Here is a 12,651-nt window from a genome sequence, read left to right as displayed (position 1 = left end):
TAACTTGAATTTTAAGCAAAAAGAACCAGTAGGCAAGATTTCTTCTGAGGTTCAATCAGAACTAGAATTGTCAGATATTGCTGTAACAATTTTAGAAAATAGGGGCTTAACTTCAAAAGATGCCCTTGTTGACTGGCTGACACCGTCAGAAGAGGGACTACACGATCCTTTCTTATTTACGAACATGCAAAAAGCTGTTGACCGTATTTTTCAAGCAATAGATGCTCAAGAACAAATTACAGTTTATGGTGACTATGATGCCGATGGTATTACAAGTACAAGCATCTTAGTGGAAACACTTTTGATTATGGGAGCCAAAGTTAATTATCACTTGCCTAATCGATTTACTGAAGGTTATGGACCAAACAAAGAGAGTTATCAAAAATTGATTAACGACGGGACACAACTTTTAATCACTGTTGATAACGGTGTAAGTGGGAAAGAAGCCATCGAATTTTTAAATGAGCAGGGTGTTGATTGTATCATCACTGATCATCATAATTTACCGCAAGAATTACCTGATGCACTAGCAATTATCCACCCTAGATTAGCGGGACAAGCTTATCCATTTGATGATTTAGCCGGAGTCGGTGTTAGTTTTAAGTTATGTTGTGCGTTGCTTGGTGAGACAGCTTATGAGCTACTTGATTTAGTAGCAATTGGAACGGTTGCTGATATGGTGGCTGTTACAGGTGAAAATCACACGTTATTACAACTGGGTGTTGAAGCCTTGAGAAATACGCAGAGACTAGGCCTTAGACAGCTTTTGACTGAAGCTGGAACGAACTTAGATGATTTAGATGAAACAAGCATTGGCTTTGTGATTTCACCTCGACTTAATTCGCTAGGACGTTTAGAAAATGCTGGTAAAGCTGTTGAATTATTACTTAATGATAATCCAGAAACGTGTGAGGCACTCGCTAAAGAAATTGACCAGGTCAATGATGAGCGAAAACAATTAGTGGTGAAAACGACCAAAGAAGCCCTTCAATTAGCACGAAGTAACCAATATAATACGCACAATACCTTGCTTATTTATCAAGATAATTGGCACGAAGGAATTTTGGGGATTGTTGCTAACAAAGTGGTTGAAGAAACACAAAAGCCCGCTATTTTATTAACTAAAGCAGAAAATGGTGTCTTAAAGGGTTCGGGTCGCAGTGTTCAAGGCTTTGACTTATTTAGTGCGTTAACACCGATTAAATCAGAATTAGTATCATTTGGTGGACATGATATGGCATGTGGCTTATCTGTCGAAGAAAGCCAATTGTCAAACTTAATTGATGCATTTGAAGCTAGTTTTTCGATCAGTGACCAACACCAAGAACAACTGTTTGATTGTCAGATTACACCAGATCAATTGACGCTTGAAACCTTGCAGGAGCTCTCAGCATTAGGACCTTATGGGACTGATTTTGATACGCCACTATTTAAAATTGAGTCCCCTCATATTTCATTTGCTCGAAAGATTGGTCAAAATAAAGACCATCTAAAATTTACGATGCTTAATTCTAAAGGGATGCAAGTATCAGGAATAGGGTTCAACTATCCGCATGTAGACGTGAACGCATTTACTGAAAAAGGTATTTTATATGGTGAATTATCTAAAAATGAGTGGCAGGGTAAAGTGACGCTACAATTAATGATGAAGTTTCTTGATTTCAAAAAAGAACGTGTGATTGACTGTCGTCATTACCAATTCAATCAAATTATGGCTGTTGAAGGCATTTATGGTTTTTTTAATGAAACTAAACTAAAAGCATTCCAGCAAAAACTCAATTTATCAACTAAGCAAGTTATTTTATTACGTCCGGATCAACAATTACCGCAAACGTTGATTGTGATGGATCAAGCATTAAATAATCAACAATTAGAAGTGGTCTTTTCAAATGCACGAGTTGAGCAAGTGTATTTCTACGGACAAATTAAAAACTTACAGCTCACACAGATTCCATCTCAAGATAAATTCCGTGAAGTATTGAAGTATTTCTATCAACATCATGACTTGAAAACAACAGACTTAAAACAATTAACAGCATACTTTAATTTATCAATTTACGAATTAAATTTGATTTTAAGGGTGTTTTTAGAGCTAAATTTTGTTAAAATAGATGGGGTTCTAATTCAACCAGTTGAAAATGTTCAGTCACAAGCACTGACATCTTCCAACTTATTACAACAAACACAAAAACAATTACAATTTGTTAACCAGTTGAATACGATGTCTTCAAGCGACTTGAAACATCATATTGCACAATACTTGGGCTAACAAAGAATAGGAGTCTTGAACTTGACAATAAATTTTAAAGATTACGTAGCAGATGTTCCTAACTTTCCAACTGAAGGTGTAACTTTCCGCGATATTTCACCATTGATGGCTGATGGTGAAGCTTATCACGCCGCAACAATGGAAATCGTTAAATATGCCAAAGACTTAGGTGTTGATATGGTATGTTGCCCTGAGGCTCGTGGATTTTTAGTTGGCTGTCCCGTAGCAGATGAGTTAGGTGTTGGTTTTGCACCAGCTCGTAAAGCAGGTAAACTACCTCGTGAAACTGTTTCAGTTTCTTACGATTTAGAGTATGGTCAAGATACACTTTACATGCACAAAGACGCCATTAAACCTGGTCAAAAAGTACTAGTTGCTGATGATTTAATGGCAACAGGTGGAACAGTTCGTGCAACAATCGACTTAGTTGAAAAATTAGGTGGAATCGTTGTAGGAACAGCTTTCCTAATTGAATTAAAAGAGTTAAATGGTCGTGACAAAATTAAAGATTACGACATGTTCACATTGATGGACTACTAATATCAAGGACATTCCTTGATTATGGAGCGTTGGCAGAGTGGTAATGCACCGGACTCGAAATCCGGCGAACCGGTTAATACCGGCGCGCAGGTTCAAATCCTGTACGCTCCTTAATAAAAAATCCCTTAAGGCTTAATTAGCTTTAAGGGATTTTTAGTTCATCTTCAAATAACAAGGTTTGATGATCATCAGCATCGTAGGCGACGATAGTTGTTGGTTGATTAACTAAAATAGGTTTCTTTAAATCAAAGTCAACTTCTAAGTCCGTACCAGGCTGGACAAACTTTAATTTTTGAGTTTGGTTATTTAAAAACAGTGTAAAAGTCAGCAAATTCTCTAAAGGCACCAATCCAACTAATTGGTCATCAATTGTTTCCCAAATTAAATGAATAAGTTCTTCAGGGAGTTGTTGCATAACCTTAACCGAGGCATAACGTTCTTGTAAAGGGTCAAAAGGCATTATTTGTCCTCTGCAATATCGCCAAATTGACCGGCAGTAATAGGGATTAAATCTGAAACCTTGATTTTGACACTGCGGCCAACTTTTCCAGCAGAAACAATGATTTCATCTTCAGATTCAGCTTGTTGATCATAGAAAATTGGTACTTTGAGTTTTTCATAAATACCAATAGGTGTGTTCGCCCCGTGAACATAGCCTGTTGTTTTTTCTAAGTCTTTTAGCGGAAGCAAGTGGACTTTTTTATCACCAGAAAGCTGGCGTAATTTTTTGTAGCTTAAGTGTTTATCTAATGGCACAACGCCAACCAAAACCGGATTTTCAGTTCCTTTTAAAACTAACGTTTTATAAACCGTAGTCTCGTGTTCTGGAAAGTTTGTGGTATCTAAAGACTCGACATCGCCGTCTTTTACTGTGGGTGCCACAATAGATTCATAACTAATTTTTTGTTGATCTAACATTTTTTCCACTAACGTTTTTGAAACTTTAGCTTTTTTCTTAGACATCAAAAGACTCCTTTTTATTTATAATAAATACAATCTTAGCAATGTGATTTTTAAGTGTCAAAAGAAATCCAATCAAAAATAAGTTATACTATAACCATAATTTTAATTTAAGTGAGGGAATATTTTGAATTTAATCGAATTATCAATTCAAACTGCAACCGATTCTGTGGAGGCACTATCAGCCTTTTTAATGGCAAATGGTGCGTTAGGAATCCAAACTAGAGATCGTCAGGATTTTGAAAATAAAAATATGCCAGGATATGGTGAATTAATTGTTACCGACGACATTAAAGATTTACCAGAAGCCGCTGAAGTCAGTGGTTATTTTGATGAAGCAACTTTTGATGAAACACTGCCAGTTAAAACCAAAGAAAAATTAACTGAATTAACAGGCTACCAATTAAATATTGGGTCAGGTGTGATTGCGTTAAACCGTATTGTAGATCAAGACTGGGAAAATAACTGGAAAGAATATTATCATCCCGTTCGACTATCTCATTGGTTTACAGTGGTTCCTGAATGGGAAGACTATCAACCAGCTTCACAGTCTGAACAAATTATCCGACTAGACCCAGGAATGTCATTTGGGACAGGAACGCACATTACAACACAACTGGCTTTACAGTATCTTGAAAAAACAATGGTAAAAGAAAATGCACGTGTACTAGACCTTGGAACAGGTTCGGGAATTTTAGCGATTGCCGCACATAAAATGGGAGCTAAACAAGTCGTAGGAACAGATATTGACGCTCACGCTTTAACTTTTGCCGAAGAAAATATTAAATTAAATGAGTTAGAAAATAAAATTGCTTTACAAGAAAGTGATTTATTGAAACAAGTTTCAGGAGAATATGACATTATCATTGCTAATATTTTAGCTGAGATTTTGATGGCCTTAGTTCCTAATCTAGGTGATCACTTAGCAGCTAATGGTGTTGCCATTTTATCAGGTATTGACCATGAACAACGTGATAAATTAGTGGCTAAGTTAGCTGAGTATCACTTCGACGTGGTAAGTGAAATGCGTCAAAAAACATGGGTAAGTTTACTCGTGAAAAAACAAGAGGTGTAAGGATGCAACATTATTTTTTAAGTGAGCCTTTAGGAATTGGACAAACAGTGTCACTACCCAAAGATATTGCTCATCGTGTTTCTCGTGTGAGAAGAAGCAAAATTGATGATGAACTTGAGCTTGTTGATCAAAATCATCACGTTTTTCTAGCTAAAATCGTCAGTTTAGAAAATAAAAGTGTAGAAGTGGAAATTTTTGCAGAACAGACTCGTCAAGTGGAGCTTCAACAAGAGGTTACTTTATTAGTCGGGATGCCTAAAAAAGAAAAAGCAGAATGGATTATCCAAAAAGGAACAGAACTTGGAGCTACTACTTTTATTTTCTTTAACTCTAGATATGCAGTAGCTAAATTAAAAGCAGACAGACTAGCCAAAAAGTTAGACCGATTAAATACGATTGCTAAACAAGCAGCTGAACAATCAAGACGATCAATAGTTCCTGAAGTCAAAGTATTAGATAAGTTAAGTGACTTAGAGCTATCTGAGTTTGATCATACTGTAGTAGCTTATGAAGAAGCAGCTAAACAGTCTGAAAAATCTAATTTGGTTAAGGTATTTGAACAAGTTCAGACTAGCCAAAAACTACTGGGTGTATTTGGCCCAGAAGGTGGGTTAGCTGAAGAAGAAGTCACAACTTTAGTTGACCAAGGGGCAACGATTGCAGCATTAGGCCCACGTATTTTAAGAGTCGAAACAGCACCGCTTTATTTCTTAAGTACGTTATCTTACCAAACCGAGTTAAATCATTGATTTAAATTGGTATTTTAATTTTAAGGTTGTTATAATTCAACTATAATAACTAGAGGAAAGCTAGGGGTTGAGACTATGTCTAAACATAAGGATTTAACAGTTACAGAGGTTTTTGACCTTTGCGCTGATTATATGAATCAAGAACACTTAGACTTTGTGAAAAAAGCCTATGAATTTGCAGCTTATCTGCACAAAGACCAAAAACGTCAATCAGGACAACCATATATTATTCATCCCATTCAAGTAGCGGGTAGTTTGGCAGAACTTAGAATGGACCCTGAAACAATTGTCAGTGGTTTTTTGCATGATGTTGTTGAAGATACTGAGGTTACACTTGGAGATGTAGAAGAGTTATTTGGTAAAGATGTTGCAACTATTGTTGACGGTGTGACAAAGCTTGGAAAAATCAAGTATATGTCACATGAGGAGCAACTTGCTGAAAACCATCGTAAAATGCTAATTGCTATGGCTCAAGATTTGCGTGTTATCATGGTGAAACTGGCTGATCGTTTGCATAATATGCGGACTTTAGATCATTTAAGACCTGATAAGCAACGTCGTATTTCAACTGAAACAATTGAAATTTATGCACCATTAGCTGATCGTTTAGGGATTAGTAAAATCAAATGGGAGTTAGAAGACATTTCACTACATTACCTAAACCCACAACAATACTACCGTATTGTAAGTTTGATGAAGACTAAACGTAGTGAGCGTGAAGGCTACATTGCAGATGCTATCCATACGATGGAAACAACGTTAGATGACCTAGATATTCAATACAACATTTATGGACGTCCAAAACATATCTATTCAATCTACAAGAAGATGAAAGAAAAGCATAAACAGTTTGATGAATTGTATGACTTATCTGCTGTTCGTATCTTGGTTAAAAGCGTGCGAGATTGTTATGCAGTTTTAGGTGCTGTTCATACGAAGTGGAAACCTGTTCCTCGTCGTTTTAAAGACTATATTGCAGTACCTAAAGCTAACGGCTATCAATCACTCCATACAACAATTATCGGCCCTGGTGGCAAACCACTTGAAATTCAAATCAGAACAGAAGAAATGCACGAAATTGCTGAATACGGGATTGCTGCTCACTGGGCTTATAAAGAAGGTGTCAGCTCACCTGTTAGAATTGATGAAGCCGGTGAAAAGATTGATATTTTCCGTGAGATTTTAGAGCTAAGAGAAGATTCAACCAATGCACGTGATTTTATGGAAAGTGTCAAAGGTGATTTATTCTCTGATCGTGTGTATGTCTTTACACCAAAAGGGGACGTTTATGAGTTACCTAAAGGGTCAGTGCCGTTAGACTTTGCTTACTTAGTTCACACCGAAGTCGGTAATCATGCAGTTGGTGCGCGTGTTAATGCTAAAATGGTGCCTTTGGATTACAAAATGAAAAATGGCGATATTATTGAAATTAATACCTCATCAAATGCTAATCCAAGTCGTGATTGGACTAATATCGTCAAAACGTCCCGTGCACGAAACAAAATTAGACGTTACTTTAAAAACCAAACTAAAGATGAAAATATCGAAAAAGGACGTAACGATATTGAAAACCAATTAACTGAAATGGGTTATTCACCCAAGGAATTTATGGATAAAGAACATATTCAAGAATTGGTTAACCGCTTTAATTTTGGGTCTAAAGAAGAATTATTCAGTTCAATTGGATATGGTGAAATCACACCGCTTGTTGCGGCTAATCGTTTAACAGAAAAAGCACGTCGTGAAAGTGAAGCACAAAAACGTAAGGAATTAGAAAACTCAATCCTATCTTCTGCTGATGGAAAGTCTCAAAATCAAATTGATCGTTCTAAACAAAATGAACCTACAAAAATGCAAATCCAGCATGAAAATGGGGTTATCATTCAAGGCCTTAATAATTTATTGATTAGACTGGCTAAATGTTGTAACCCTGTACCTGGGGATGCAATTGTTGGTTATGTTACCAGAGGTCGGGGTGTCACGATTCATCGTACTGACTGTTCAAACATCAGTGAATCAGATCGAACAGAAGGTCGTGTGATGGATGTTGAATGGATGGATGTTTCTTCAAAAGACCAAACTTACTTTGCAAACTTAAGTATTTACGGCTTTAATCGCAGTGGATTACTGAACGACATTCTTCAAAGATTGAATTCCGTTTCCAAAAAGCTATCCAATATCAGCGGTCGTATTGATCATAATGATATGGCACACGTTCGCTTAACCGTCTCTGTTAAAAATTCACAACACCTTAATGAAATTTTGACACAAATTAAAAATATTCCAGATGTTTATGAAGCAAAGAGAGCAGATCAGTAATGAAAATTGTTATTCAACGCGTACAAGAAGCTAGTGTGACAATTGACAATCAATTGTACTCACAAATTAAAAATGGCTTGCTATTACTAGTTGGTGTTCATCAAGATGACACACCAGATATGCTGCAAAAAGCAGCTCAAAAAATTGCTAAGATGAGAATTTTTAGCGATGATGATCAAAAAATGAATCTAAGTGTGAAGGATGTTTCAGGTGAAATTCTTTCAGTGAGTCAATTTACTTTACTTGCTAATACCAAAAAGGGAAATCGTCCTCACTTTCAAGAAGCGATGGCACCCAAACAAGCTGAAGAGTTTTACAATCAATTCAATAATTTATTAAGAGAAGAGAATTTAACTGTTAAAGAAGGACAATTTGGTGCAGATATGGCCGTTTCATCAGTCAATGATGGCCCTGTTACAATTGTTTATGAACTGTAGTCTAAATTGACATAGAGCGTCTTTTTCTAGTATTCTATATTAATGCGAAATAAGACAAAAAACTGGATAGAGAAGGGTCTTGTGTATGAAGTTACAAAAACCTAAAGGAACAGTTGATATTTTGCCTGGCGAATCTAATCGTTGGCAATATGTTGAAACTGAAGTTAGAAATTTTATGGACTTGTATGATTTCAATGAAATCAGAACGCCTATTTTTGAGCAATATGAATTATTTGCCCGTTCTAGTGGTGAATCTTCAGATGTTGTCTCAAAAGAAATGTATGATTTCTTCGATAAAGGAGACCGTCATATTGCATTGAGACCAGAAGGAACAGCTGGAACGGTTCGTTCATACGTTGAAAATAAACTGTATGCACCAGAACATGAAAAACCAGTCAAATTATTCTATATTGGCCCAATGTTTCGCTATGAACGTCCACAAGCTGGACGCCAAAGACAATTTCACCAAATTGGTGTGGAAGCCTTTGGAGCAACACATCCAATGCAAGATGTTGAAATTATTTTACTGGCACATGATTTACTCAAAAAATTAAACGTGCAAAACTTTGAATTGCACCTCAATTCGCTGGGAAATGCAGAAGTCAGAAAAAATTATCATGAAGCACTAGTTAACTATTTTGAACCATTTAAAGATGAACTATCAGAAGATTCCAAACAACGTCTACAAGTGAATCCGCTTAGAATCTTGGACTCTAAAGATAAACGTGATCAAGAATTAGTGGCAGATGCACCTAAGTTACGTGATTATTTAGATGATGAAACTAATCAACATTTTGGTTTTGTCCTAAGTATGCTTGATGAGTTGGGGATTAACTATCAAATCGATGATAACTTAGTTCGTGGTTTAGACTACTACACAGGGACTATCTTTGAATTTATGATTGAAGATAAAAACTTATGGCAAAGTAAAAGTACGGTGCTAGCTGGTGGTCGTTATGATAAACTAGTCGAAGAATTTTCAGGTCCAAAAACACCAGCTATTGGATTTGGTATTGGATTTGAAAGACTAATGCTTGTTTTACAACAACAAAACCCTGAAATGTTTGCAACAGAAGGTCCAGAAGTTTATATTGCTAATGTAGGTGATAATTCTGTCGCAACTGTTTTGAAACTGGCTCGTTCTTTGAGAAATCAAGGACTTAAAGTTGTCTTTGATGTTTCACAACGCAAACTTAAGAATCAATTCAAATCAGCTGATCGTCATCAAGCTAAGTATATTTTGACTATTGGGGATCAAGAGGTCGAAAATCAAGCAGCAACGCTTAAGAATCTTGAAGATGGCTCACAGACTGTTGTTGATTTTGAATCTTTAAACAAAAATGCATCAGAATTATTAAAAGAAATTAACTAGGGGATAGTAAAAATGGAAAAACGTACAGTTTACAATGGTCAAGTGACCGAAGAATTAGTCGGCGAACAGGTGACGCTATATGGATGGGTCCAAAAACGTCGTAGTTTAGGAAGCTTAATTTTTGTTGATTTAAGAGACCGCTCAGGATTTGTTCAACTTGTCTTTAACACAACATTTAGTGCTGATGCCTTAGCTGTGGCTGAAACACTCCGTGCTGAAGATGTTATTTCAGTTCATGGTAAAGTTGTTAAACGTTCAGAAGAAACTCAAAACTTAAATAATCCAACAGGTAAAATTGAAGTGGAAGTTGATGGTATCGAGTTACTTAACAAAGCAAAAACACCACCATTTGATATTAGTGATGATGTTCAAGCTTCAGAAGAAACTAAACTAAAATACCGTTACTTAGACTTACGTCGTCCTGAAATGCAACGTGGTATTATGATGCGTTCAAAAATGATGCACTCAATCCATGCCTTTTTCGACGAAAATGGATTTGTCGATATTGAAACCCCTTATTTAGGTAAATCAACACCAGAAGGTGCTCGTGACTATTTAGTACCTTCTCGTGTTTATCCAGGTAGTTTTTACGCTTTACCTCAATCACCACAACTATTTAAACAACTATTGATGGGTGCTGGATTTGACCGTTACTACCAAATTTCCCGTTGTTTCCGTGATGAAGATTTACGTGGAGATCGTCAACCTGAATTTACTCAAATCGATATGGAAACTACTTTCTTAGATGAAGAACAAATTCAAGATATTACTGAAGGTCTAATCAAGAAAGTCATGAAAGACGTGAAAGGTCTAGACATTAAAACACCATTCCCAAGAATGTCATGGCATGATGCAATGGCGAACTATGGTTCTGACAAGCCTGATACACGCTTTGATATGAAACTTCAAGACTTATCAGACTTATTCAAAGATAGTGACTTCAAAGTGTTCTCTGGTGCAGTAGCTAATGGCGGACAAGTTAAAGCTATCGTTGTTAAAAATGGTGCTAATGAATATTCACGTAAACAAATTGACCAAAAACAAGAATACATCAAACGTTTTGGTGCAAAAGGTTTAGCTTGGATGAAATTTGTAGATGGTGAATTCAACGGACCAGTCGCTAAATTTGTAACTGATCAACATGATGAGTTAAAAGATAAGTTGAACCTTGTGGGCGATGAATTAGTATTATTCGTAGCTGACCGTGCAACAGTTGTTGCGGATGCATTAGGTTACTTACGTGTTGAAATTGCAAAAGAACAAAACCTAATCAACAAAGAAGAATTTAATTTCTTATGGGTTGTTGATTGGCCATTATTTGAATACGATGAAGGCGATGAAAAATGGGCAGCAGCTCACCATCCATTCACAATGCCAGATGAAGAAGGCGTTAAACTTCTAGACAGTGAACCGCATAAAGCACATGCTCGTAGTTATGATATTGTTTTAAATGGTTACGAACTTGGTGGCGGGTCAATCCGTATTCATAACCGTGAAATTCAAGAAAAAATGCTAAAAGTATTAGGATTTACTGAAGAAAGTGCAAAAGAACAATTTGGGTTCTTACTAGACGCACTTGACTTTGGTTTCCCACCACACGGCGGACTTGCCATTGGATTAGACCGTTTTGCAATGTTACTTGCTGGTCGTGATAACATTCGTGATGTTATTGCTTTCCCTAAAAACTCAAAAGCAAGTGAACCAATGATGAATGCTCCTGCAGAAGTATCAGATGCTCAACTTGAAGAATTAGGAATTGAAACAAGAGATTAATAATAAAAAACGATAAATCGAGTTATTTATCGTTTTTTTATTTGGTTTAAAGGTTGTAAACAATACTTTTTTTGGTATACTAGCTTTAAACTTACTAAAAGAAAGTTTGAGAGGAGAAGTATAATGTCTAAAGATTTAAGAGATCAATTAACCAAAGAACAATATGAAGTGACACAAAATGCAGCAACAGAAGCACCTTTTACCGGGGAATATGATGATTTTTGGCAAGATGGTATTTTTGTCGATGTTGTCAGTGGCGAACCTTTATTTTCATCAACAGATAAATATGATGCAGGCTGTGGGTGGCCATCATTTACCAAACCAATTGATAAAGTTGTTAAAAAACGTGATTCTTCTCATGGGATGGAGAGAATTGAAGTTAAAAGTAAAGAAGCAGACTCACATCTAGGCCATGTCTTTAACGATGGGCCACTTGAAAAGGGTGGTATGAGATACTGTATTAATTCAGCAGCACTTCGTTTTATTCCAGTAGATAAATTAGCTGATGAAGGCTATGGTAAGTATTTAGTTCTATTTAATCGATAATTGAGTGTAAGGGAGAGTGTTTAAGTAATGAAAAAAGAATATGCGATTTTTGCAGGTGGCTGTTTTTGGTGTATGGTTAAACCATTTGATGAGCAACGGGGTATAATGAAAGTAACGTCTGGGTATACTGGTGGTCATGTTGCAAATCCAACTTATGAACAAGTTTGTTCGGGCACAACGGGACATACAGAAGCAGTCAAGATTGAATATGATGCTGATATTATTTCTTATGCCGAGCTTGTTGAGATTTACTGGCGTCAAACCGATCCAACAGATGCTATGGGTCAATTTCAAGATCGTGGTGAATCTTATCGTCCGGTTATTTTCTATCATAATCAAGAACAGTATGACATTGCTTTGGCCTCTCGTACTAAGCTAGCTGAAAGTGGCTTATTTGATAAGCCAATTGTGACTCAAATTGAAGCAGAGCAGCCTTTTTATCCGGCAGAAGATTATCACCAAGACTTCTACAAAAAAGACCCGGCAAGATTTGAAATGGAAGAATTGGGTGGACGTGAACAATTTAAAAAAGAAGTGTGGAAATCCTAAATAATTGCTTTCAAAAACTTGTTTTTTTGTTAGACTTAGACTAAGTTTAAATAAAAAAGGAA

The 12,651-nt window shown here is 36.3% G+C and carries 12 protein-coding genes and 1 tRNA gene; 11 read left to right on the top strand and 2 right to left on the bottom strand.

The features are described 5' to 3' along the window. Window positions 1–4: 4 nt before the first annotated feature. From recJ to R4Y45_RS04640, 3 genes are all read left to right on the top strand, one after another. Window positions 5–2,269 (top strand): single-stranded-DNA-specific exonuclease RecJ, encoded by a 2,265-nt coding sequence (recJ, locus tag R4Y45_RS04650; RefSeq protein ID WP_339969759.1) that lies wholly within the window; start codon window positions 5–7, stop codon window positions 2,267–2,269. 21 nt (window positions 2,270–2,290) lie between these two features. After that, on the top strand, window positions 2,291–2,809 hold the full coding sequence (locus R4Y45_RS04645; protein ID WP_339969757.1) for an adenine phosphoribosyltransferase: 519 nt from the start codon (window positions 2,291–2,293) through the stop codon (window positions 2,807–2,809). Window positions 2,810–2,832: 23 nt separating this feature from the next. Continuing rightward, window positions 2,833–2,920: transfer RNA gene (locus R4Y45_RS04640), tRNA-Ser, on the top strand. A gap of 31 nt (window positions 2,921–2,951) precedes the next feature. Here the strand turns inward: R4Y45_RS04640 and R4Y45_RS04635 are convergent. Both R4Y45_RS04635 and R4Y45_RS04630 read right to left on the bottom strand, forming a co-directional pair. Next, entirely contained in the window at window positions 2,952–3,269 is a 318-nt protein-coding gene (locus tag R4Y45_RS04635) for a DUF960 family protein (RefSeq protein WP_339969755.1), read from the bottom strand. Beyond that, window positions 3,269–3,772 carry an aminoacyl-tRNA deacylase gene (locus R4Y45_RS04630; protein ID WP_339969753.1) on the bottom strand — a complete coding sequence of 168 codons (504 nt, stop codon included), beginning with the start codon at window positions 3,770–3,772 and terminating at the stop codon, window positions 3,269–3,271. The genes R4Y45_RS04635 and R4Y45_RS04630 overlap by 1 nt, the downstream gene beginning before the upstream one ends. A 124-nt stretch (window positions 3,773–3,896) precedes the next feature. Between R4Y45_RS04630 and prmA the strand changes: the two genes are divergently transcribed. From prmA to msrA, 8 genes are all read left to right on the top strand, one after another. Beyond that, complete coding sequence (gene prmA, locus R4Y45_RS04625) at window positions 3,897–4,844, top strand: 50S ribosomal protein L11 methyltransferase (protein WP_339969751.1); 948 nt, start codon at window positions 3,897–3,899, stop codon at window positions 4,842–4,844. 2 nt (window positions 4,845–4,846) lie between these two features. Further along, window positions 4,847–5,593, top strand: coding sequence for an RsmE family RNA methyltransferase (locus R4Y45_RS04620; RefSeq protein WP_339969749.1), 747 nt, complete (start codon window positions 4,847–4,849; stop codon window positions 5,591–5,593). A gap of 75 nt (window positions 5,594–5,668) precedes the next feature. Beyond that, window positions 5,669–7,912: a RelA/SpoT family protein gene (locus tag R4Y45_RS04615; protein ID WP_339969747.1), complete on the top strand. Its 2,244-nt coding sequence runs from the start codon at window positions 5,669–5,671 to the stop codon at window positions 7,910–7,912. Continuing rightward, a complete protein-coding gene (dtd, locus tag R4Y45_RS04610) occupies window positions 7,912–8,349 on the top strand; it encodes a D-aminoacyl-tRNA deacylase (protein WP_339969745.1) in 438 nt (145 codons plus the stop codon). Before R4Y45_RS04615 ends, dtd begins: the two co-directional genes overlap by 1 nt. An 85-nt stretch (window positions 8,350–8,434) precedes the next feature. After that, entirely contained in the window at window positions 8,435–9,721 is a 1,287-nt protein-coding gene (gene hisS / locus R4Y45_RS04605) for a histidine--tRNA ligase (RefSeq protein WP_339969743.1), read from the top strand. A 12-nt stretch (window positions 9,722–9,733) separates the two neighbouring features. Continuing rightward, entirely contained in the window at window positions 9,734–11,494 is a 1,761-nt protein-coding gene (gene aspS, locus R4Y45_RS04600; RefSeq protein ID WP_339969741.1) for an aspartate--tRNA ligase, read from the top strand. A gap of 123 nt (window positions 11,495–11,617) precedes the next feature. Beyond that, window positions 11,618–12,040, top strand: a complete 423-nt coding sequence (gene msrB, locus R4Y45_RS04595; protein ID WP_339969739.1) for a peptide-methionine (R)-S-oxide reductase MsrB — start codon at window positions 11,618–11,620, stop codon at window positions 12,038–12,040. A 27-nt stretch (window positions 12,041–12,067) separates the two neighbouring features. Continuing rightward, on the top strand, window positions 12,068–12,589 hold the full coding sequence (msrA, locus tag R4Y45_RS04590; protein ID WP_339969737.1) for a peptide-methionine (S)-S-oxide reductase MsrA: 522 nt from the start codon (window positions 12,068–12,070) through the stop codon (window positions 12,587–12,589). Window positions 12,590–12,651 lie beyond the last annotated feature (62 nt).

The sequence above is a fragment of the Holzapfeliella saturejae genome (assembly GCF_037546065.1).
Classification (GTDB): Bacteria; Bacillota; Bacilli; order Lactobacillales; family Lactobacillaceae; genus Holzapfeliella; species Holzapfeliella saturejae.
Note: the sequence above shows the minus strand (reverse complement) of the source record. Positions and strands in the feature narration are given on the sequence as shown.

Excerpts from the sequence above, each read along its gene's own strand:
- aspS (WP_339969741.1), top strand. The coding sequence starts at position 9,734 with ATGGAAAAACGTACAGTTTACAATGGTCAAGTGACCGAAGAATTAGTC.
- hisS (WP_339969743.1), top strand. The coding sequence starts at position 8,435 with ATGAAGTTACAAAAACCTAAAGGAACAGTTGATATTTTGCCTGGCGAA.
- R4Y45_RS04620 (WP_339969749.1), top strand. The coding sequence starts at position 4,847 with ATGCAACATTATTTTTTAAGTGAGCCTTTAGGAATTGGACAAACAGTG.
- msrA (WP_339969737.1), top strand. The coding sequence starts at position 12,068 with ATGAAAAAAGAATATGCGATTTTTGCAGGTGGCTGTTTTTGGTGTATG.
- R4Y45_RS04630 (WP_339969753.1), bottom strand. The coding sequence starts at position 3,772 with ATGTCTAAGAAAAAAGCTAAAGTTTCAAAAACGTTAGTGGAAAAAATG.
- dtd (WP_339969745.1), top strand. The coding sequence starts at position 7,912 with ATGAAAATTGTTATTCAACGCGTACAAGAAGCTAGTGTGACAATTGAC.
- R4Y45_RS04615 (WP_339969747.1), top strand. The coding sequence starts at position 5,669 with ATGTCTAAACATAAGGATTTAACAGTTACAGAGGTTTTTGACCTTTGC.
- msrB (WP_339969739.1), top strand. The coding sequence starts at position 11,618 with ATGTCTAAAGATTTAAGAGATCAATTAACCAAAGAACAATATGAAGTG.
- R4Y45_RS04635 (WP_339969755.1), bottom strand. The coding sequence starts at position 3,269 with ATGCCTTTTGACCCTTTACAAGAACGTTATGCCTCGGTTAAGGTTATG.